Source organism: Streptomyces sp. NA04227 (assembly GCF_013364195.1).
In the GTDB taxonomy this organism is placed as follows: domain Bacteria; phylum Actinomycetota; class Actinomycetes; order Streptomycetales; family Streptomycetaceae; genus Streptomyces.
Genome location: NZ_CP054918.1, coordinates 3,730,058 through 3,750,669 on the forward strand (window position 1 = coordinate 3,730,058; position 20,612 = coordinate 3,750,669).

At 71.6% G+C, this 20,612-nt stretch carries 17 protein-coding genes; 9 read left to right on the forward strand and 8 right to left on the reverse strand.

Annotated features, from left to right (window positions below; translation table 11 throughout):
• Positions 1-95: 95 nt before the first annotated feature.
• Entirely contained in the window at positions 96-1,040 is a 945-nt protein-coding gene (locus HUT18_RS15855; protein ID WP_254878629.1) for an arylamine N-acetyltransferase, read from the forward strand.
• A gap of 89 nt (positions 1,041-1,129) precedes the next feature.
• On the opposite strand, the gene HUT18_RS15860 is transcribed toward HUT18_RS15855, so the two are convergent.
• Positions 1,130-2,095 (reverse strand): AraC family transcriptional regulator, encoded by a 966-nt coding sequence (locus HUT18_RS15860; RefSeq protein WP_254878630.1) that lies wholly within the window; start codon positions 2,093-2,095, stop codon positions 1,130-1,132.
• Positions 2,096-2,237: 142 nt separating this feature from the next.
• Here HUT18_RS15860 and HUT18_RS15865 point away from each other — a divergent pair, with 142 nt between their 5' ends.
• Together HUT18_RS15865 and HUT18_RS15870 are read left to right on the forward strand one after the other, a co-directional pair.
• Complete coding sequence (locus tag HUT18_RS15865; protein WP_176101301.1) at positions 2,238-3,815, forward strand: NAD(P)/FAD-dependent oxidoreductase; 1,578 nt, start codon at positions 2,238-2,240, stop codon at positions 3,813-3,815.
• Positions 3,816-4,204: 389 nt separating this feature from the next.
• Positions 4,205-5,788 (forward strand): ABC transporter substrate-binding protein, encoded by a 1,584-nt coding sequence (locus tag HUT18_RS15870; protein ID WP_176101302.1) that lies wholly within the window; start codon positions 4,205-4,207, stop codon positions 5,786-5,788.
• A gap of 139 nt (positions 5,789-5,927) precedes the next feature.
• Here HUT18_RS15870 and HUT18_RS15875 read toward each other — a convergent pair whose 3' ends face one another.
• Entirely contained in the window at positions 5,928-6,833 is a 906-nt protein-coding gene (locus HUT18_RS15875) for an MOSC domain-containing protein (protein WP_176101303.1), read from the reverse strand.
• 193 nt (positions 6,834-7,026) lie between these two features.
• On the reverse strand, positions 7,027-7,668 hold the full coding sequence (locus tag HUT18_RS15880) for an HAD family acid phosphatase (protein ID WP_176101304.1): 642 nt from the start codon (positions 7,666-7,668) through the stop codon (positions 7,027-7,029).
• A 513-nt stretch (positions 7,669-8,181) separates the two neighbouring features.
• On the opposite strand from HUT18_RS15880, the gene HUT18_RS15885 reads away from it, so the two are divergent.
• Both HUT18_RS15885 and HUT18_RS15890 read left to right on the forward strand, forming a co-directional pair.
• Positions 8,182-9,069, forward strand: coding sequence for an SGNH/GDSL hydrolase family protein (locus HUT18_RS15885; RefSeq protein WP_176101305.1), 888 nt, complete (start codon positions 8,182-8,184; stop codon positions 9,067-9,069).
• Positions 9,070-9,335: 266 nt separating this feature from the next.
• The gene (locus HUT18_RS15890; RefSeq protein WP_176101306.1) at positions 9,336-10,163 is read left to right on the forward strand and encodes an alpha/beta hydrolase; all 828 of its coding nucleotides are present in this window, start codon (positions 9,336-9,338) and stop codon (positions 10,161-10,163) included.
• A 15-nt stretch (positions 10,164-10,178) separates the two neighbouring features.
• Here HUT18_RS15890 and HUT18_RS15895 read toward each other — a convergent pair whose 3' ends face one another.
• Entirely contained in the window at positions 10,179-11,960 is a 1,782-nt protein-coding gene (locus tag HUT18_RS15895; protein WP_176101307.1) for an AMP-binding protein, read from the reverse strand.
• Positions 11,961-12,367: 407 nt separating this feature from the next.
• Between HUT18_RS15895 and HUT18_RS15900 the strand changes: the two genes are divergently transcribed.
• On the forward strand, positions 12,368-13,162 hold the full coding sequence (locus HUT18_RS15900; RefSeq protein WP_176101308.1) for an SDR family NAD(P)-dependent oxidoreductase: 795 nt from the start codon (positions 12,368-12,370) through the stop codon (positions 13,160-13,162).
• A gap of 34 nt (positions 13,163-13,196) precedes the next feature.
• Here HUT18_RS15900 and HUT18_RS15905 read toward each other — a convergent pair whose 3' ends face one another.
• Positions 13,197-13,835 (reverse strand): TetR/AcrR family transcriptional regulator, encoded by a 639-nt coding sequence (locus tag HUT18_RS15905; protein ID WP_176101309.1) that lies wholly within the window; start codon positions 13,833-13,835, stop codon positions 13,197-13,199.
• Positions 13,836-14,209: 374 nt separating this feature from the next.
• On the opposite strand from HUT18_RS15905, the gene HUT18_RS15910 reads away from it, so the two are divergent.
• On the forward strand, positions 14,210-15,286 hold the full coding sequence (locus HUT18_RS15910) for an aldo/keto reductase (protein ID WP_176104570.1): 1,077 nt from the start codon (positions 14,210-14,212) through the stop codon (positions 15,284-15,286).
• A gap of 44 nt (positions 15,287-15,330) precedes the next feature.
• On the opposite strand, the gene HUT18_RS15915 is transcribed toward HUT18_RS15910, so the two are convergent.
• Entirely contained in the window at positions 15,331-16,476 is a 1,146-nt protein-coding gene (locus HUT18_RS15915; RefSeq protein WP_176104571.1) for an RNA polymerase sigma factor, read from the reverse strand.
• An 8-nt stretch (positions 16,477-16,484) separates the two neighbouring features.
• Complete coding sequence (locus HUT18_RS15920; RefSeq protein ID WP_176101310.1) at positions 16,485-16,892, reverse strand: YciI family protein; 408 nt, start codon at positions 16,890-16,892, stop codon at positions 16,485-16,487.
• A gap of 273 nt (positions 16,893-17,165) precedes the next feature.
• On the opposite strand from HUT18_RS15920, the gene HUT18_RS15925 reads away from it, so the two are divergent.
• Together HUT18_RS15925 and HUT18_RS15930 are read left to right on the forward strand one after the other, a co-directional pair.
• On the forward strand, positions 17,166-18,680 hold the full coding sequence (locus HUT18_RS15925; RefSeq protein WP_176101311.1) for an O-antigen ligase: 1,515 nt from the start codon (positions 17,166-17,168) through the stop codon (positions 18,678-18,680).
• Positions 18,681-18,858: 178 nt separating this feature from the next.
• Entirely contained in the window at positions 18,859-19,443 is a 585-nt protein-coding gene (locus tag HUT18_RS15930) for a hypothetical protein (protein ID WP_176101312.1), read from the forward strand.
• 148 nt (positions 19,444-19,591) lie between these two features.
• On the opposite strand, the gene HUT18_RS15935 is transcribed toward HUT18_RS15930, so the two are convergent.
• On the reverse strand, positions 19,592-20,491 hold the full coding sequence (locus HUT18_RS15935; protein WP_254879020.1) for a serine protease: 900 nt from the start codon (positions 20,489-20,491) through the stop codon (positions 19,592-19,594).
• Between the last annotated feature and the right edge of the window lie 121 nt (positions 20,492-20,612).

Consider the following 20,612-nt stretch of genomic DNA (forward strand, 5'->3'; position numbering starts at 1 on the left):
CCCGGGAAGCACCGCCCGCCGGTGATCGTTGGAACGGACAGGAGTACGAAACGAGTACCGCGTACCACGTACGGAAAGAACGAGGCACGAAGCACGTGAGCGTTTTCGAGAAGACCCGTTGGGAAGGCGAACTGCTCGACGCCGAGGCGTACTTCGGGCACATCGGCTACGAAGGGGAGCGGGCGCCGACGCTCGGCGTGCTGCGGGCCCTGCACCGGGCGCATGTCACCGCGCTGCCCTGGGAGAACTTCAACGCCGTACTGGGCAAGCCGATCGGGACCGATCTGGCGACCGTGCAGGAGAAGTTTCTGCGGGAGGGGCGCGGCGGGTACTGCTACGAGCACAACGTGCTGTTCGCCGCCGTCCTGGAGCGGCTCGGCTACCGCTTCACCGCCCTGCACGGACGGATAACCCTCGGCGCCGACAAGGTGCTGCCCGCCACCCACGCACTGCTCGCCGTCCGCACCGCCGACGACGAGCGCACCTGGCTGTGCGACGTCGGATTCGGCTCCGGCCCCCTCGAACCCCTTGAGCTGCGCGACGGCACCGAGGCGGAGTTCGACGGCTGGCGCTACCGGCTCGTACGGAACGAGAGCACGGCCACCGTGGCCACTCTCGGCCACGGCGACGAGAAGGCCGACGTCTCCGGTCTCGGCGACTGGTGGCTGCACCAGTACGGCCCGGACGGCTGGATCGACCGGAGCACCTTCACGCTCAACCCGCAGTATCCGATCGACTACGTGGTGGGCAACCACTTCGTGGCCACACACCCGCGCTCGCCGTTCACGCGGCGCCTGTTCGCCCAGCGGTTCACCGCGGCCCGTGCGGAGCAGCTCGACAACGCCGTGTGGAGTACGACCCTGCCGGACGGCACGAAGACCGAGCGCACCATCGAGCCCGCCGAGCTCCGGAAGATCCTCCGCGAGGTCTTCGACATCGAGCTCGCCCCGGAGGACGCGGCCGCGCTGGAGCAGAGCGTGGTCCGGAACCTGAGCGAGGCCCGGGACCCGAGCGAGGCCGGGGAGCGGGACGGGGAGTAGGCCGCCCTCGCGTCGAGACCGGGACCGGTCTGCGGCGACGACGCCCGGACGCGGCCGCGCGGGACGCTACTCCCCCGGCACCTCGCTCCTCACTCCCCCGGCACCCCGCCCCTCCGCACGGCCAACGGCGGCACCCCCCACCACCGGCGACAGCACCGCGTGAGGGCGGACTGTTCGGAGAGGCCGAGCAGGGCGGCGACGCGGCCGAGGGGGAGGTCGGTGGTGAGCAGGTAGCGGCGGGCTGCGCGGCGGCGTTCGTCGTCGACGATCCGGGCGAAGGTGGTGTCCTGCTCGCGCAGGCGGCGCTGGAGCGTGCGGGGGTGCAGGGCGAGCAGTCGCGCGGTGGCGCCGATCTCCAGCGGGGCGGTGCCGAGCGACTGCCGTACCACCGCCCGTACGCCGGTGGCCACGTCCCGTTCCTCGCCCGCGGTCTGCTCCGCGAGGAAGGCGAGCGCGAAGCGGCGCAGCTGGGCGTCGCCGCTGGTGAGGGGGCGTTCGGTGAGGCTGAGCGGGGCGCGCAGCAGGGCCTTGGGGCGGTCGGTGCGTACGGGGGCGCCGAAGAACTCCTCGTAGGTGGCCAGGGGGGCCAGTGGCGGGTGCGGGAGTTCGACCGAGCGCAGGCCGTACGGGCCGCTCAGGAAGAGTGCGGCGCGGTGGACGAAGCCGAGGGTGAGGTCGGTGGCCTGCGGCGGGGCCTCCATGCCCTCCCGTACGTCGAAGCGCAGGGCGGCGACGCCGGGGGTGCGGTACGGGTCGGGGGCGAGGGCGATCCGCATCGAGGGGGCGTGGACGAAGAGGTAGCGGGTGGTGCAGTCGAGGGCGTCGCCGAGGGTCTCGGAGTTCTGGATGGCGAGCGCGAGTGGGCCGAGCATGCCGAGGTCCTGGCGGGTGGCGATGCGTAGTCCCAGGTCGGGGCAGTCGAGGTCGTCGGCGGCGATCTCCAGGAGCAGCGCCAGGGCCTCGTCGGAGACGAGCAGGTCGTCCGCGTCCAGGGCGGCGACGGGGAAATCCGCCCTCCTGGCATACTCCTCGGCGTCCCCGCCCAATTCGGCCACGGTGGCCCGAAATCCTCGGGCCCCCGCCGACCTGATCACCGAACCGGAAGCCTGCGATCCGAAGGGTTGCATGACGCCCAGGGTCAAATAACTGTCGCCCCGGGTCAATTCCCCGACGCTGTGCTTCCGGACACTGAGAACCATGACGCGTACCGCACACCCCAGCAGCCCCGGCCCCGAGTCCCGTGAGACCGCGCACACCGGCGCCGAGCACCTCGATGTCGTGATCGTGGGCGCCGGTCTGTCCGGTGTCGGCGCCGCGTACCGGCTCCAGAGCGAGTGCCCGGAGCGCTCGTACACGATCCTGGAGGCCCGGCAGTCGATGGGCGGCACCTGGGATCTGTTCCGCTACCCGGGCGTCCGCTCCGACTCGGACATGTTCACCCTCGGCTACCCGTTCAAGCCGTGGCGCGACTCGCGGGTGCTCGCCGACGGCCCGTCGATCCTGGAGTACATCAAGGAGACCGCGGCCGAGTTCGGCATCGACCGGCACATCCGCTACGGGACCAAGGTCACCGGCGCCGACTTCAGCACGGCGACGGCCCGCTGGACGCTCACGCTGGAGGAGACCGGCGCCGACGGCGAGACCCAACTGCGCACGCTCACCTGCGACTTCCTGTACCTGTGCTCGGGTTACTACGACTACGACCAGGGGCACTCGCCGCGGTTCGAGGGCGCCGAGGACTTCACCGGCACCGTGGTCCACCCGCAGTTCTGGCCCGAGGACCTGGACTACGCCGGCAAGCGCGTCGTGATCATCGGCTCCGGCGCGACCGCGGTGACCCTGGTGCCCGCGATGGCCAAGGACGCCGCGAAGGTGACCATGCTCCAGCGCAGTCCCACCTGGATCAGTTCGCTGCCCAGCCGGGACAAGGTCGCCGACGTGGTGCGCAGGGCGCTGCCCGAGGGCGCGGCCCACCGGGTGGTGCGGACCAAGAACATCCTGTTCGCGATCGGCTTCTACCAGTTCTGCCAGCGGGCGCCGAAGTCCGCGCGCAAGGTGCTCACGGGCCTCAACCGGCGCGTACTGAAGGACGACCAGGTCGTCAGGGAGCATCTGACGCCCACCTACGACCCGTGGGACCAGCGGCTGTGCGCGGTGCCGGACGCCGACCTGTTCCGGTCGCTGCGGCGCGGTGACGCGGAGATCGTCACCGACCACATCGACCGCTTCGTGCCCGAGGGCATCCGGCTCAAGTCGGGGCGGGTCGTCGAGGCCGATGTCATCGTGACCGCGACCGGTCTGCAGCTGCTCGCCTTCGGCGGGATCACCCCGCACGTCGACGGCACGGCCGTCGAGCCGAGCAAGCAGTTCGTGTGGCAGCACACGATGATGACCGGAGTGCCCAACTTCGCGCTCTGCGTGGGCTATACGAACGCCTCCTGGACGCTGCGTGCCGACCTCACCTCGCGCCTCGTCTGCAAGGTGCTCAACCACATGCGCGTGAACGGCTACGCGGCCGTGGAGCCGAAGCCCGACGGCCCGCTCGCCGAACGCCCGCTGCTCGACCTCTCCTCCGGCTACATCCAGCGCTCCATCGACGCCTTCCCGCGCCAGGGCGACCGCAGCCCGTGGCGGGTCCGCCAGAACTACGTCCTCGACTCCACGACGACGCTGCGCAGGCGGCTGGGCCGGACGCTGTCGGGCACTCCGCTGAGCACGGTCCTCGCGGCGCGGGCACAGGAGGCCGACCGGGGCAGGAAGGTGTCGAAGGGCTAGAAACCGGAAGCCCGGCCGAGGGCGAGAACCCGGAAGACCCACCCGGGGAGGGCGGGTCTCCCGGGCCTCGGCAATTCGGTACGTAGGGCCCAGAATTCGGGAAGCGGTACCCCCCACGCATCTACGCGAGTAACATCCGGCGGAGGTCCGGCACGCTCGCCCGCTCCCCACCGTCTCGCCCAACTTGCCCCCGCATCAGCGCAGTTGAGGCCGTATCAGCGAGTTTCCACGTGCCACTCGAATTTAATACGTATCCGTAGTCGGCCCCCCCTTATAGGAACGCGACAACATTGAACGTAAGTTCCATGCACCGGTCCGTCCAGGGTGGCGCCGGCGTCACCTCGCCGTCATACCGCCGGACAGCCTCGCACGGAAAGATCGACGGATACATGCGCGTGTTCAGCCCGGTTCGTATGCGGCAGATAGCTGTGTTGGCCACTCTGTCCCTGACCGCGGTCGCCGGGTGCTCCGTGCTCTCCTCGGGCGAGGGGGACGAGACCATCACCGTCGGCACCACCAGCGCGCCGACCACCCTCGATCCCGCGGCCTCCTGGGACAACTCCTGGGAGCTGTTCCGCAACATCTACCAGACCCTGCTCAGCTACCCCTCCGGCGCGACGGCCCCGCAGCCCGACGCCGCCGAGGGCTGCGACTTCACCGACAGCACCAACCGTGTGTACCGGTGCGAGCTGCGCGAGGGCCTGAAGTTCTCCAACGGGCACGAGCTGGACGCGAAGGCGGTCAAGTACTCCATCGACCGCATCGGGCGGATCAAGGCCGACGGCGGTCCGCAGGGTCTGCTCGGCAGCCTGGAGCGGGTCGAGGCCGAGGACGAGCGCACCGTCACCTTCCACCTCAACAAGCCGGACGCCACCTTCCCGTTCGTGCTCGCCACCCCGGCCATGTCGATCGTCGACCCGAAGGAGTACCCGGCGGGCAAGGTCCGCAAGGGCAAGACGATCCAGGGCTCGGGCCCGTACACCCTCGAGACCTACGAGGAGGGCAAGCGGGCGGTCCTGGCGAGGAACGGTTCGTACAAGGGCTACGCGGACCGCAAGAACGACGGCGTGACCATCCGCTACTACACGGACTCCGCCGCGATGATCGGCGCCCTGCGCAAGAAGCAGATCGACGTGACCTACCGCGGTCTGGCCGCCGAGGACATCGTCGCGCTGCAGACCAACAGCGGCGACGAGAGCCTCCAACTCGTCGAGGGCTCGGGCACCGAGGTGCGCTACCTCGCCTTCAACCCGGAGCACCCGTGGGCGAGCAAGCCCGCCGTGCGCAAGGCCATCGCGCAGATCCTGGACCGCGGCGGCATCGCGCACAAGATCTACAAGGACACCGTCGAGTCGCTCTACTCGATGGTGCCGCGCGGCCTCGTCGGGCACGCCACCACCTACTTCGACGTGTACGGCAACCCGGACCCCGCGAAGGCGAAGAAGATCCTGAGGGACGCCGGGATCAACAAGCCGGTGCCGCTGACGTTCTGGCACACCACCGACCGCTACGGCTCGCAGACCAAGATCGAGTTCGAGGAGATCAAGCGGCAGCTCAACGAGACCGGCCTGTTCGAGGTGAAGGTCGAGAGCCGCCCGTGGAAGGAGTACTCGGAGGGGCTGCACAAGGGCAAGTACCCGGCGGTGGGCAACAGTTGGTTCCCCGACTTCCCCGACGCGGAGAACTTCATCGCCCCGTTCGTCGGCGAGGAGAACGCGCTCGGCATCCCGTACAAGGCTCCCGAGATCACCGACAAGATCCTGCCCAAGTCCCGCCGTGAGACCGACCGTACGGCCCTGGCGGACCAGTTCAAGAAGGCCCAGAAGATCCTGGTCGACGACGCCCGGATGATGCCGCTGTGGCAGGGCAAGCAGTACATCGCCGCGAGCGAGGACATCTCCGGCGGGGAGCGGGCCCTGGACCCGTCGACGATCATGATCATGTGGGAGCTGGGGCGTAAGACGAGCTGGTAGCAGGGCAGTTGGGCGTCCTGTCAGGGATGCACGGGCTCAACTGAAGGGCCTGCACGTCGAGTTCGTCCGCCGCGCGATCAGCCGTGGAGTCAGCCGTACGTTCAGCCGTACGGCCAACTCAACGTTATGCCGCGCGAGTTCAGACCGCTCCCGGTCCCCACTCCTCCACCACGAGCGAATCGCCGACCTTCAGGCGGCCGCCGCGCAGTACGGCGAACTTGGCACCGAACGCGACCCCGCCGCTCTCCGCCCTGCGGTAGTCGGCGAGGGTGCGCAGTGGTTCGACGCCCGCCTTGACCCCGGCCGCCTGGTCGACGGTGGTGACCGCGCACCGGATGCACGGCTTGGACCAGCCCCACAGGGTGTCGCCCGCCCGGACGCGGCGGACGCGGTCCTCGGTGTGCGGCTCGTCCCAGCCGTCCACCACGATGTTGGGGCGGAAGCGGTTCATCGGCAGCGGCGCCTCGTCCCTCTTGGCCAGCCACTCCTGGAGCAGGTCCAGCGAGGAGCGCGAGACCATCATCAGCGCGGTGCTGTCGGCGTAGCCGGAGGTGCCGGGGGTGGCGCCATCGGTCACCCGGTCGTGCTCCGGCGGTACCCGCACGAGCCTGCTCGCCCCGCCGAGCACCTCGCTCAGCCAGGCCGCGGCCTCGTCGCCCTGGTCGATGCCCTGGAACGGGTTCTTGAACAGGGTGACGTCGCGGCGGGCACCCTCGGTGTCCACGTCGATCGTCAGCGGCTCGATGCCGGGGGCTTCGAGGGTGAGGCGGTCGGGGGCGGGAGCCGACGCGAGGTCAACCGATCCGTCCGGTACGGGAGTTGAGGCGTCGGGCGACGGCACGGCCAAGGTCGTGGCGCTGGTGACCGTCGGCCGGACGACGGCAAGGCGCGGGTCGCGGCGCTGACTGCGGAAGACACCCGCCTCGTCGGTCACCATGAACGACCGGTCGTGCCGCAGCCCGGCGGCGGTCAGCTCGGCCGCGCGCAGCGACGTACCGGCACAGCCCTTGATCGGATAGCTCACAAGCTCGACTATTTCGGCCACGTGGCCAGGCTACTCGGCGCGGGAGCGCGGGCGCCGGGGCGGGTGCGCGGGCGCCGGGGCGGGTGCGCGGGCGCCGGGGCGGGTGACCGCGAGCGGCCCCGCCGGGACAGGGTGCGTGTCCCGGCGGGAGCGGCGGCGAGGCGCTCGCGAAGCTGCGGCGAAACGCCGCGAAGCTGCCGCGAAACTGCCGGGTTTACGACAACTTGCCGTCGTAGTCCGGGAGTTTGAAGGTGCGCTCGGCGTGGCCGCCGACCAGGTCGGTGGCGCGGTTGCCGACGTTGGCGATGATCGTGTAGCCGCGGGCCTCGATCTTCTCGCGCTCCTCGGTCTTGTACGCGCTGACCTCGTCGAAGATGAGGTCGCCGAGGTCGCGTACGGACAGGCCGTCGACGGGGTAGCCCACGCTCTTCAGGTTGTGCTCGGTCAGGCTCTTGATGATGCCGGGCCGGGCGGTCACGAAGAAGACGTCCACGCCGCGGGAGTCCGCGTAGCGGGCGAGGTCGAGGGAGCCCTGGACCGCGGGGGTCGGGAACTCGTACCAGTGGTGGAACTCGGTTTCCAGCGTGGTGTTGTCGATGTCGAAGACGATGGCGCGCTTCTCGCCCGAGGTCCGGGCGGTGCGCTGCTCCAGGTAGGTGCGCGCCTGGTCGGTGACGGTCGCGACGTCACGCTTCCAGGTGTCGTAGTCGACGTCGCCGGTCGTGGCGGCGGCGGTCACGGCCTGCGGGGCCGGAGCGGCCGCGGCCGGGGCGGCGGCCTGGGCGGTCAGCCCGAGCCCGAGTGCCGCCACCGCGCAGGCGGCTCCCGCCGAACGGCGCACACCGAATCTCGCCATGGTCTTCCTCTTTCCCGTCTCACTCACGCGTGGTGCCGGTCCCCGGGGGTCGTGGACCTCGTACGACGGGATGGGTTACCCGTCGGTACAGGACCTTCACAAGTCCCGGGGCCCGCCCAGCGACGCACCGGCGACCGGAAGGCAAACACCGGATAACGGGATGAGGGAGGCGGGCGGGCGGCGGCGAGGGCCGACGCGGGGCGTGGCGTGCCGGGCGCGTACAGACCGGAAGGGACATTCCGCACGCGGTTGTACTCGGCGCCAAGAATCCCGCCCGCCTTGTGACTCCCGCACATGGTGACCGCACCCGGGCTCGCCTAGATTCGCGGCCGACCAGGCGTTCGGTGCGGCGATCCGGACCGCTTCCGTGCGCCGAATCGCCGTGCCTTCAAGGGGAGTTGGTCCGGCACAGGCCCACCCCGCCTTTCTCAGCACTTGTTGTTCACCCTCCCCACTCACACGTGTCACACGTGCCACTGCCCGCACCCCGTGCACGTTCAAAGGAGAACGCAGATGCCGAAACGCGCCAAGCGCCGCGTGGCCGCCCTCGCCGCCGCCACCGGCCTCGCCGTCCTGGGCCTCCAGGCGCCCGCCTCCGCGCAGGCCGCAGAGCCGGCCACCGAGCCGCTCGACTACGTGGCCCTCGGCGACAGCTACAGCGCCGGTTCCGGAGTGCTGCCGCTCGACCCCGAGGCGCCGTTGCTGTGTGCCCGTACGTCGAAGAACTACCCGCACCTGCTGGCCGCCGCGACCGGTGCGAACCTCAAGGACGTCACCTGCGGCGGCGCGCAGACCTCGCACTTCACCGAGGCCCAATACCCGGGCGTGGCACCGCAGTTCGACGCGCTGACCAAGGACACCGACCTGGTCACGCTGACCATCGGTGGCAACGACAACAGCACCTTCATCAACGCGATCCTGTCCTGCGGCACCGAAGGCGCGCTCCATCTCGGACTGGGCAGCCCCTGCAAGGACAAGTACGGGGACTCGTTCAAGAACGACGTCGTGAACAAGACGCTCCCGGCCATCCGGGAGTCGCTGAAGACCATCAAGGAGAAGTCGCCGGACGCCAAGGTCGCCATCCTCGGCTACCCGTGGATCATGCCCGAGCAGAGCCGGTTCGGCTGCTTCGTGAAGATGCCGGTCGCCACCGGCGACGTGCCCTACGTGCACGAGCTCCAGGCCACGCTGAACGACGCGGTGAAGACCGCCGCCGAGGACACCGGCGCCGTCTACGTCGACATGAACGAGGTCTCCGAGGGCCACGACGCCTGCGCCCCGATCTGGGAGCGCTGGGTCGAACCCGCCCTGTTCGGCACCAACTTCGTCCCGGTGCACCCGAACGCGGCGGGCGAGGCCGCGATGGCCGAGCAGACCAAGCGCGTCCTCGGCCTGGGCTGATCCCCGCCCCGGAACCCTTACGTACAACTGCCGTGCCCGGCCCCGGAGTTCACGTCTCGTGCGTGGGCGCCGGGGCCGGTCTCGTACGCGAAAAATCCGTTGGCGGGCCACGGCGGGGCACTGCTAGCTTTCCCAAGGCCGTGCGAGAGAACGAGGAGGTGGTACCCGTGAACGCAGTATCGACATGGGTGCTCCCCTCCGGGGTCACGGTCGGGCGATAGGTCGTCCGGGAGCGCCGTTCACGCGCATTCCCGAAAGGCACGACCATGCACTTCACTTCCGAACAGCGCCTCGACGACGGCGTCCTGGAGCGCGAGTTCACCCTCGGCGAGATCCCCGGCATCCTGTGGACGCCCGGATCGGGATCGGCGTCCGGCTCCGCGTCCGCAGCCGCGTACGGGTCCACCACCGCATCCGCATCCACCTCCGCATCTGCGCCCGTGTCCGTGTCCGTGTCCGCAGAGGCACCCGCGCCGCTGGTCCTGCTCGGCCACCCCGGCGGACTGCGCGGGATGTACCCCCGGCTCGTGGCCCGGGCGCGGCAGTGTGCGGCGGAGGGCTTCGCCGCGGCCACCATCGAGCTTCCCGGCAGCGGGGACCGGCCGCGTTCCGCCGTCGCCGATCAGGCCCGCGCCGACCTGCGCCGGGCGCTGGCGGCGGGCGAGCCGGTCGGCGAGGAGATCGTGGACCGGCTCGTCCTCCCGCTGGTCGACAAGGCGGTCCCGGAATGGCGGGCGGCTCTGGACGCTCTCCTCGCGCTGCCCGGGATCGGCGGCCCGGTCGGGTTCTCGGGCGGAGTGATCTCCATCGGGGTCCGGCTGGCGGTGGTCGAGCCACGTATCGCCGCCGCCGTTCTGTTCGCCGGGAGTTACGTGCCCCGCGCCATGTTCGAGGAGGCCCGGCAGGTCACCGTTCCGCTGCACGTCCTGCTGCAGTGGGACGACGAGGGGAACGACCGGCAGGCCGCCCTGGACCTGTTCGACGCCTTCGGCTCCCGGGAGAAGACGCTGCACGCGAATCTGGGCGGGCACACCGGGGTCCCGCGGTACGCGGGGGACGCCGCCAACCAGTTCTTCGTCCGGCATCTGCGTTAGCGGCCACCCTCGCCGTCAGCGGGCACCCCCGCCGTCGGGCTCCTGTTCCTGTCCCTCTCCCTGTCCCTGTCCCTGCTCCTCGCCGGGAGCCGCCCGCGACTCGCGCAACGCGACCTCGCGGGCGGCGCCGCGCAGCAGCTTGCCGGTGGGGTTGCGGGGGAGTTCGTCGACGAACAGGACCTGGGCCGGGACCTTGTGGCGGGCGAGGTGGGAGCGTACGTGCTCGCGTACGTCCTCCTCGGTCAGCTCGGCGCCGGGGGCGAGGACGACGAAGGCGGCGAGGCGGGTGCCGAACTCCGGGTGGTCGACGCCGATCACGGCGGCCTCGGTGATGTCCTCGTGGGTCCAGAGCAGGTTCTCGACCTCGCCGGGGAAGACGTTCTCGCCGCCGCAGAGCACCATGTCGTCGTCGCGGCCGTCCAGGAAGAGCAGCCCCGAGGTGTCGAAGTGGCCCATGTCGCCGGTGCTCATGAGCCCGTCGATCTCCTGCTTGGTGCGGCCGTCGGTGTAGCCGCCGAACTTCATGCCGTTGCCGACGAAGACCCGCCCGCGCCGGTCGGCGCCGGTCAGCCGGTGCCCCTCCTCGTCGTAGAGGCCCACATCGCAGCCGACGAGCGGACGGCCCGCGGTGGTCGGACTGGCGCGCAGTTCGTGCGGCTGGGCGACGGTGGCCAGGGCGACCTCGGTCGAGCCGTACAGGTTGTAGAGGACGTCACCGAAGGCATCCAGGGCCCCGTGCACCAGGGCGGGGGCCAGCGGCGCGCCCGCGCTCAGCATGATCCGCACCCGCGAAAGGTCGTACTCCGCAAGGGTTTTGGGGCCGAGCGCGACCATCCGGTGCAGCATCGTCGGCACCAGCACCATCCCCGTACAGCGATGCTCCGCCAGCGTACGGACCGCCCCCAGCGCGTCGAAGCGGCGCTGGACCACGATCGCGGAACCGAGGCTCACGGCCAGGCCCGCGTGCGCGAGACCGGTCGCGTGGAACAGCGGCGAGGAGATCAGGGTGCGCTCGCCGGGCTGCCAGGGCACCCGGTCGAGCAACTGCACCACGAACTTGGGGCCCTTGACCTGCCGCGGCGCGCCCTTGGGCACCCCCGTCGTCCCGCTGGTCAGCAGCACCAGGGTGCCGACCTCCGAGGGCTGAGGCAGCCGCCCCGGCGCGGTGTCGGTGATCAGCTCCTCGATACGCGGGTACGGAGCCGCCGCCGCTTCGTCCTCGGTCCAGGCGAGGAACCGTACGACGTCGTCCGGAAGTTGAGTGACGACGTCCTCGAACTCCTCGTCGTACACGACGACTTGGACACCCTCACGCTTGACCACATCCGCCAACTGGGGCCCCGCGAAACCCGTGTTGAGCAGCAACAGGCGCGCGCCCGACTTGGCCGCCGCGAACAGCACGTCGAACAGGCCGCGATGGTCCCGGCACAGCAGCCCGATCACGGCGCGGTCCGCGATACCGTCCGCCCGCCAGGCGGTGGCGAGCGCGTCGGAGCGTGCGTCGAGTTCGGCGTACGTGAGCTCACCGCGCTCGTCGATCAGGCCGACGGCGTCCGGGTGGCGGTCCACGGCGCCGCGCAGCGAGGCGGTCATCGGGCCCAGCCGGCGCGAGTCGAGTCCGAAGCGCAGCGAGCGGTCCGGCCGCAGCGGGTCGAACAGCCGCGCCTGGTGGAGAAGGCTCAGCCCACGCCTCGCCTCGGCGGCGCGGTCGATCACGGCGGCGAACAACGAGGAAAGCGGCGAGCCGTTCCCCGAAGGGGATTCCGTACCAGATGCCGTACGCGTTTCCGAGCCCATGGTCCTCCGCTTCCTCCGCTTCATCACTCGCGGGACGCGTCAGGACGGGCACGCGGGGATCGCCCACAGGTGCGCGCCAAGGGCCCGGAGCCGCTGTCAGTGGTGGTCGTCGAAGCCGGTCTCGCGACCGTACTCGGGGTAACCAGGGCCTTCAATAGGCGTGTGCGCACTTCGCTTCAACGGGCGGACGGCGGGCGGAGCGCGCGGGTGGGACGGGGCTCAGGGGTGGGGTGGGACGGGACTCACAGGTGCGGTGGGGCGGGCGCGGCACGCCAGGGCCGCGGATCCCGGGTGTGGGCGGCGGCGCGGCCGATGATCGGAAACCGTTCTTCGGGCAGCCGGGCCGGGCGGAGGGCCCGTGACGGATGCCCCGGGCCGCGGGCCCGCCTACCACCTACGGAGCGCTCATGAGGATCGATCTGTCCGGCCGCACCGCCCTGGTCACCGGGTCCACGCAGGGCATCGGCGCCGCCATCGCCCGCGGCCTCGGGGGCTCCGGGGCGCGGGTCGGCGTCAACGGCCGCAGCGAGGACCGGGTACTGCGCGCGATCGAGAAGCTCGGCCGGGAGGTTCCGGGCGGCGACTTCGTCCCGGTGGTCGCCGACGCCACCACCGAGGAGGGCGCCGCACACGCCGCCGAGCGGCTCCCCGAGCTCGACATCCTCGTCAACAACCTGGGGATCTTCGGCTCACAGCCCGCCCTGGAGATCAGCGACACGGAATGGCGGCGCTACTTCGACGTCAACGTCCTCTCCGCGGTGCGCCTGACCCGTACCTTCCTGCCCGGCATGACCCGGCGGGGCCGGGGCCGCGTCCAGTACATCGCCAGCGACTCGGCCGTCGTGGTCCCCGCCGAGATGATCCACTACGGCATGTCCAAGACGGCGCTGCTCGCGGTCAGCCGCGGCTTCGCCAAGGAGGCCGCCGGTACGGGGGTCACCGTCAACTGTGTGATGGCGGGCCCCACGCACACCGGCGGAGTGGAGGACTTCGTGTACTCCCTGGTCGACCGGGAGCTGCCCTGGCCCGAGGCCCAGCGTGCCTTCATGCGCGAGTACCGGCCGCAGTCCCTGCTCCAGCGCCTGATCGAGCCGGAGGAGATCGCCCACATGTGCGTCTACCTCGCCTCCGACTTCGCCTCGGCGACCACGGGGGGTGCGGTGCGCGTGGACGGCGGGTACGTGGACTCGATCCTGCCGTGAGGGGCGGCCCCGGCAACCCCTCCGGCGGCCCGGCTCAGCGTACGAACACTCCGGCGCGGGCCGCGGCCGCCGCCGCCTCGGCGGCCCGGTCGGCGGCGGGTTCGTCGGGGGCGGTGCCGGAGGTGAGCAGTACGTAGTACAGCGGGGCGGAGACCGCGCGGATCACCTCGGCGGGGTCGGTGCCCTTCGGCAACTCACCGCGTTCCACGGCCTGTTGGACGCAGGGGGCCCACTCGGCCACGCGTACCTCGTAGAAGTCGGCCAGCGCCCGCGCCGTACGCGTGTCCCAAGTGGCCGCCGCCACCACGGACTTGAACAGCGGGCCCTGGCGGGCGTCGGCGAGGGTGCGCTGCACGAGGCGGGCGTTGGCCCGCAGGTCGCCGAGGAGTTCGCCGGTGTCGGTGCGCGGCAGGGACTGTTCGGCCATGTCGGCGAGGAGGTCGGCGACGAGCGCGGCGGGCGTGCCCCAGCGGCGGTAGACGGTGGTCCTGCCGACCTCGGCGCGGCGGGCCACATCCGCCAAGTCGAGCCCACCGAAGCCGAGTTCGGCCAGCGCGTCCCCGGCCGCCCGCAGGACGGCGGCCCGCACCCGGGCGGTACGGCCACCGGGACGCACGGCACCAGGGGCACCGTCGGCGGCGGACCGCGGCGCGGCGGCACGTGGCTCAGTCATGTCGACGCTCACTCACTACGTGGCTCGGGCGTATCGGAAGGGCACTACGGGTCGGAACGGTGCTACCGGCCGGACCGGCACTACGGGCCGGAACGGCATTACCGGTCGGACCGGCACTACGAGGTTCGAGCGTAACGGGACTCCCGTTCCCTTAACGCTCGGACCCTGCTATCTTCGCATCAGAACTTAACGGGACTGAGATCCCATTAGGGGAACCCTTCGGGGTGCCCCGCTGGCGTGAGACGCGAAGGAGCGCACAGCACATGACCTCGCACCTGGCCCCGAAGACGGAAACAGAAACCGGCACCGGCACCGGCACCAACTCGGCCGACACACAAGGCAGTTCAGCCGGCGCCCCGGCAGTGAACGGCGGCATGGAGTACCGGCAACTGGGCGCCTCCGGCCTCAAGGTGCCGGTGCTGAGTTTCGGTGCGGCGACGTTCGGCGGGCGGGGGCCGCTGTTCGAGGCCTGGGGGTCGACCGACGCCCGGGAGGCGCGGCGGCTCGTGGACATCTGCCTCGACGCGGGGGTGACCCTGTTCGACACGGCGGACGTGTACTCCGACGGCGCCTCGGAGGAGGTGCTCGGCGCGGCGGTGCGGGGCCGCCGGGACCGCGTACTGATCTCCACCAAGACCGGACTGCCCACCGGCGAGGGCCCGCAGGACGCCGGAACCTCCCGTTCGCGGCTGATCGGCGCGGTGGAGGGCGCGCTGCGCAGGCTCGGCACCGACCACATCGACCTGCTGCAACTGCACGCCTTCGACGCCGCCACCCCCGTGGAGGAGGTCCTGTCCACGCTCGACACCCTGGTGCGCGCGGGCAAGGTCCGCTACACCGGCGTCTCCAACTTCTCCGGCTGGCAGACGATGAAGTCCCTCGCCGCCGCCGACCGCCTCGGCCATCCCCGGTACGTGGCCCAGCAGGTCTACTACTCGCTGCTCGGCCGCGACTACGAGTGGGAGCTGATGCCGCTGGCCCGCGACCAGGGCCTGGGCGCCCTGGTCTGGAGCCCGCTCGGCTGGGGGCGGCTGACCGGGAAGGTGGGCCGCGGCCGCCCGTTGCCCGAGGGCAGCAGGCTGCACACCACCGCACAGTTCGGCCCGCCGGTTCCGGACGAGCGCCTCTACCGGGTCACCGACGCCCTGGAGAAGATCGCCGCCGAGACCGGCCGCGCGGTCCCGCAGATCGCCCTGAACTGGCTGCTCGGGCGGCCCACCGTCGCCTCGGTGCTCATCGGCGCCCGGAACGAGAAGCAGCTCCGGCAGAACCTCGGCGCCCTCGGCTGGTCGCTCGACGAGGACCACCTGCGTCTCCTCGACGAGGCGAGCCGGGTGCCCGCCCCGTACCCGTACTTCCCGTACGAGATCCAGGAGGCGTTCGCCCGGCTGAACCCTCCGATGACCGGGCCGATGAGCGGGCCGACGACCGGGCCGACGACCGGCAGTTGAGGGGAACGGCGATGTCGGGTGGCGGGGGGCGGCGGACCCCTGAGTCAGTCCGTCCGCCCCGCGTTGATCCGGGCGGCGCGGCGGGTCAGGTAGTCGCGTTCGGCGAGGTTGGGGGCGGTGCGGGCGGCCTCGGTGTAGAGGCGGGCCGCCGTGGTGAGGTCGCCGTCGCGTTCGTGGAGGTAGGCGGCCACGGCGGTGTGGCGGGGCAGGCCGTCGTCCAGGCCGGCGAGTGCCGCGAGTCCGGCACGCGGGCCGTCGGCCTCACCGACGGCGACCGCGCGGTTGAGACGGACGACCGGGCTGTCGGTGAGCAGCGCCAACTCGTCGTACCACTCCACGATTTGGACCCAGTCGGTCTCCTCGGCGGTGGGCGCGTCGGCGTGCAGGGCCGCGATGGCGGCCTGGGCCTGGAACTCGCCGAGCCGGTCGCGGGCGAGCGCCGCCTGAAGGATCTCCACGCCCTCGGCGATCGACCGGGTGTCCCACCGCCCGCGGTCCTGCTCGGCGAGCGGCACCAGGCTGCCGTCGGCCGCGGTCCTGCTCGCCCGCCGCGCGTGGTGCAGCAGCATGAGCGCGAGCAGCCCCGCCACCTCCGGGTGGTCGATGGTGGCCGCGAGCTGCCGGGTGAGCCGGATGGCCTCGGCGGCGAGGTCGACGTCGCCGGAGTAGCCCTCGTTGAAGACCAGGTAGAGGACGCGCAGCACGGTGGCGACGTCGCCGGGCCGGTCCAGGCGCACCTTGGAGACGGTGCGTTTGGCGCGGCTGATGCGCTGCGCCATCGTCGCCTCCGGCACCAGATACGCCGCGGCGATCTGGCGGGTGGTGAGCCCGCCGACGGCGCGCAGGGTGAGCGCGACCGCCGACGACGGCGTCAACGACGGGTGGGCGCACAGGAAGTAGAGCTGGAGCGTGTCGTCCGCCGAGGGCGCGGGCCCGGCCGCCGGCTCCTCCTCGACGAGGTCCTCGCGGCGGCGCCGGGCGGCGTCCGCCCGGGTCGCGTCGAGGAACCGCCGCCAGGCCACCGTGATCAGCCAGCCCTTCGGGTCCCTCGGCGGGTCCTCGGGCCAGACGCGGACCGCCTCGACCAGTGCGTCCTGTACGGCGTCCTCGGCCGCCGCGAAGTCGGCTCCGCGGCGGACGAGGATGCCGAGCACACTCGGCGTGAGGCTCCGGAGCAGGGCCTCGTTCATCGCGGTGGTCACTCCGTGATGGTGGGCGGCGCGGCCAGGAACGGGCGCAGCTCCAGCCACTCGTGGATCGGCTTCCCGCCCGCCCCGGGCGCGGCCGACAGTTCCCCGGCCAGCTCGACGGCGCGCTCGTAGCTGTCGACGTCGATCACCATCCAGCCCGCGATGAGGTCCTTGGTCTCGGCGAACGGTCCGTCCGTGACCGGCGGGCGCCCCTCACCGTCGTACCGGACCCAGGCCCCCTCCGGGGCCAGCGCCTGCCCGTCGACGAACTCGCCCGTCTTCTCCAGACGGTCCGCGAAATCCTGCATGTACCGCACGTGTGCCGAGATCTCCTCGGGCGTCCACTTGTCCATGGGCACGTTGTTGACCGCGTCCGGAGCGCCCTTGTAGTGCTTCAGCAGCAGGTACTTGGCCATCGTCGTTCTCCTCAGGTGCCGATGCGACCCATCCTGGCCGCATTCAACACGGGGACGGAGCCGGTCACGGGTTCTCGACATCGGCGGGCAGATTTTTTCGCGGAGTTCAGAAGAGTTCCGGCGGGGGGTGCGCGGACGGGGTTCCGGGGCGGGCCGAGGGAGCCCGGGCGGGCGTACGCACCGAGCGGTTCGGAGCCGTCGGTGGCCCAGTCACCTCCCGGAGTTTGCGTGCAGCACACCCGGTGGTCGGCGAGGGCCGCAAGGCTCGGTCCCATGCCAACCGACCGGACGTCCCCGGGCCGTGGGCTCGCGCAGACCGTCCTCCAGACCGTTCCGTTGACGGCGGCGGCCGTGGTGCTCCTCGACACGGCGACCGACTTCTTCCCGGACGAGCCACTGACCGGGGTCCTCACCCCCGTACGTCTGACGCTGCTGCTCGGTCTGGTGGCGCTGCTCGCGGCGCCCGGCGAGCTGTTCGCGGACAAGCCGTTCGCACGGCGGCTCGGCCTGCTGCGGACCCGGCTCGACCTGCCGGTCGCGCTGCTGGTCCTCGCGGCCGCCGCGACCACGTACCACGGCGGTCACTCCACGGCGCCGCTGCGCTCCCTGCTGACCTCGCTCGCCTGCTTCTACCTGGTGGTCGGGGTGCGGCGGTCGCGGCCCGAGTCGTGGCGGGCGGTCGGCACGCTGGCGCTGGTGGCCACGGGGGCCGCGGGGGCGGCGGCCTTCTCGCAGTTCACCAACGACACCCCGACGGGCTTCTGCCGTACCGGTCTCTTCACCGACGTCTCCTGCGAGTCTGGCGCCGCCGGAACCCTGATCCGGGCCACCGGCACCTTCGCCAACCCCAACCTGCTCGCGGCGTACCTGGTCCTGCTCCTCCCGTTCGTCCTGCTCGCCGCCGTCGCCACGGACGAGGCCACGGCCCGCACCGTCGTGATCGCCCTCGGCCTGCTCGGTTACGGCGCGGTGCTCACGACCTTCTCCCGGGCCGGATACGTCGCCGCGGCCGCCGGTCTGCTCGTACTGGGCGCCGCGTACTGGCGGACGCCGAAGTCCCAGAGCAGCGGACCTCCGCGCCGTGGACTCGCCCTCGGGCTCGGCGTCTTCGCCGTCCTCGCGGTGGCCGGGGCCCTCGCCGTGCTCTCGCGTGCGGGCAGTTCCCTGGGCGTGCGGGGCGAGGCGTGGGAGGCCGCCGTACGACTGGGTACCGAGAACCCGCTCGGCGTCGGCCTGGGACGCGCGGGCACCACCGTCTCGGCGGCCGTCCCCAGCCCGCGCACCTTCGTCCACTCGCACAATCTGTGGCTCAACTGGCTTGCGGAGGCCGGGCTGTTGGGGCTGCTCGCGATCCTCTCGGTGACCGGGGTCGCCCTTTACTCGGCTCTGCGAGCGGCCCGCGCGAAATCGGCCATCGGCATCGTCGGCCTCGCCGGTCTCACCGGGTTCCTGCTGATGTGCATGCTGGACCACCCGGCCAACCTGGAACGCGTGGACCTGCTGTTCTGGCTCGCCCTCGGCTTCGTGATGGCCGAGGCGCCCGCGTCCTGGCGGAGGTCCGCGACCGAACCGCCGCGCATCGCCCCTCCCCGGCACGGCCCTCGCCACGGCCGCACGGCACGTACTCCCGGCGGCATCCCCGGCAGTGCCCCCGGCAGCACTCCCAGCAGCACTCCCAGCAGCTCGGCAGCCCCCCTCCCGGGACCGGTGGGTGCGGCGCCCATGTCCGCGGCACCCGTGAGCGCCGCACCCGGCGACCGGCCGCCCGCCCCGTACTCGGGGTCATAACTCCTTCACTACATGTGACACTTCCTTCACTCCATGCGATAGTTCCTTCACCCCGTGTAGAGGTCTTGCCGGAACGGGGTCTTCGGGGCTTTGGTGGAATCAGTGGTACCGGTTGTGCCGGGCTCCGCACCCGCGACCGGTGGCACTGCCTCATCGGGAGGCAGGAGGTGCGTGAACCATGGCGGTCACCGGTCCCACACGACAACGGTTCTGGCACTGGCGGCACAACGATCTACGGCGTGCCAGCGACCGGTTCGAGGCGTGGATGCTGCTCTCCGCCTGGACCCTGGCCGTGGTCGGCGGCTCGGCCGCGGGTGCGACCGCCGCGGGCATGGTGGTCGCCGCCGCCGAGCAGCAGCAGGCCGACCGCCAGGAGATAACCGCGACCGTCGCCGACACTGCCCCCGCACAGACGCCCTCGGAGGCGGGCATCGGCGACGGACGGGTGAGCGCCCCCGTCCGCTGGACCGACGACCTGGGCCGCGTCCACCACACCCACGCCAAGGTGCCGCCGCAGACCCACGAGGGCGCCAAGATCGCCATCTGGGTCGGCCCCGACGGCCTCCCCATCTCCCAACCCCCCAGCACCGGCGAACAGTTGGGCGGCGCGGTGGCCACCGGCAGCCTGACCGCCCTCGGCGTCGGCGGCACCGTCCTGCTCACCGAACGCGGCTGCCGCTACGTACTCGACCGCCGCCGCCTGCGGCAGTGGGAACGGGAGTGGGAGGTCGTGGGGCCGACGTGGCGGCGGAAGGCGATGTGAAGGTCGGGAGAGAGCCGGGAGACGGTCGGGAGAGGGATCGGGAGAGGGCCGGGACAAGGCCGGGAATGGGTGCGGCCCGCCTCCCCGGGGGTGGAAAGCGGGCCGCGGTCGGTGGGGCACGGTGCCCGTACGGGGCCGTGCCGGTTCGCTACGAGGTCTGCGCCTGCTCGTAGAGGTTCTTGGCGTCGTCCCCGAAGTACGGGCCGAACATCGCGCCGGGCAGGAAGGTGTACTTGAAGCTGTTCACCGAGGACTGCAGACCGGTACCGGTCGACTCGTCGAACCGCGTGAACCACGGGCCGCCGCTGGAGCCTCCGGTCATGTCGCAGTTCAGTCCGTGGTCGCCGGTGAGCAGGAAGTCCCGGAAGGCCGTGCCGCTGCAGTAGATGAACTTCTCACCGTCGTACGGGTCCGCGGCCGGGAAGCCGAAGGCGTACATGGCCTGGTTGTAGCCCGAGTTGAAGGCGAGTCCCTGGCCGCCGACCACCTCGGTCAGCCGCTTGCCGTCCAGCGGGGCGACCACGGCGGCGCCCACGTCGTAGTTCATGTCCTCGCTCGCCGTCCACTGGGGTGTGGACAGGGTCTTGGCGGCGGTCCACTTGCCGTGCGGCGCCTGGCCGTCGTGATAGCCGGGCACGAAGGTCCAGTCGGTGTGCCACTTGCCCTCCAGCTTCACGCAGTGCCCGGCGGTGATCACCGTGCTGGCGTTCGTACTGGTGACGGCGTTGCCCGAGCAGGAGGCGGTGCGCCCGTCGTAGGTGAAGAACACCCGGCCCGCCGTACTGACCACCTTGCCGCCGCCCGTCCACGGCCCGCCGCCCTCGGGGAAGGCCGCGGGGCCGACCGGCGCCACCGTGCTTGCCCTGCCCGGGAGTTGAGCGCCCGGCGTCCGGTCACCGCGGTCCGCCCCCGAGCTCGACCCGGCAGGACGGATGTCGGCAGGGTTCGCGTCGAGCAGGTCGAGCGGCAGCGCCTGCCGCATCCGCTCGGGGGTCCAGAAGTCGCTGACCCGCTCGTGCTGTGCGACGGTGGCGGCGGCCGTGTGCACGACCGGCGCCGCACCCGAGGCGGCGGGGCCGGGATCACCAACGGCCGCCCCGGCCGGGAGAGTTGTCGCGAGCAGAGCGCCCGAGGCGAACAGCACGCCCAGGACGGAACGGGGGACGGTG

Excerpts from the sequence above, each read along its gene's own strand:
- HUT18_RS15865 (WP_176101301.1), top strand. The coding sequence starts at position 2,238 with ATGACGCGTACCGCACACCCCAGCAGCCCCGGCCCCGAGTCCCGTGAG.
- HUT18_RS15870 (WP_176101302.1), top strand. The coding sequence starts at position 4,205 with ATGCGCGTGTTCAGCCCGGTTCGTATGCGGCAGATAGCTGTGTTGGCC.
- HUT18_RS15880 (WP_176101304.1), bottom strand. The coding sequence starts at position 7,668 with ATGGCGAGATTCGGTGTGCGCCGTTCGGCGGGAGCCGCCTGCGCGGTG.
- HUT18_RS15885 (WP_176101305.1), top strand. The coding sequence starts at position 8,182 with ATGCCGAAACGCGCCAAGCGCCGCGTGGCCGCCCTCGCCGCCGCCACC.
- HUT18_RS15890 (WP_176101306.1), top strand. The coding sequence starts at position 9,336 with ATGCACTTCACTTCCGAACAGCGCCTCGACGACGGCGTCCTGGAGCGC.
- HUT18_RS15895 (WP_176101307.1), bottom strand. The coding sequence starts at position 11,960 with ATGGGCTCGGAAACGCGTACGGCATCTGGTACGGAATCCCCTTCGGGG.
- HUT18_RS15900 (WP_176101308.1), top strand. The coding sequence starts at position 12,368 with ATGAGGATCGATCTGTCCGGCCGCACCGCCCTGGTCACCGGGTCCACG.
- HUT18_RS15905 (WP_176101309.1), bottom strand. The coding sequence starts at position 13,835 with ATGACTGAGCCACGTGCCGCCGCGCCGCGGTCCGCCGCCGACGGTGCC.
- HUT18_RS15910 (WP_176104570.1), top strand. The coding sequence starts at position 14,210 with ATGGAGTACCGGCAACTGGGCGCCTCCGGCCTCAAGGTGCCGGTGCTG.
- HUT18_RS15915 (WP_176104571.1), bottom strand. The coding sequence starts at position 16,476 with ATGAACGAGGCCCTGCTCCGGAGCCTCACGCCGAGTGTGCTCGGCATC.
- HUT18_RS15920 (WP_176101310.1), bottom strand. The coding sequence starts at position 16,892 with ATGGCCAAGTACCTGCTGCTGAAGCACTACAAGGGCGCTCCGGACGCG.
- HUT18_RS15925 (WP_176101311.1), top strand. The coding sequence starts at position 17,166 with ATGCCAACCGACCGGACGTCCCCGGGCCGTGGGCTCGCGCAGACCGTC.
- HUT18_RS15930 (WP_176101312.1), top strand. The coding sequence starts at position 18,859 with ATGGCGGTCACCGGTCCCACACGACAACGGTTCTGGCACTGGCGGCAC.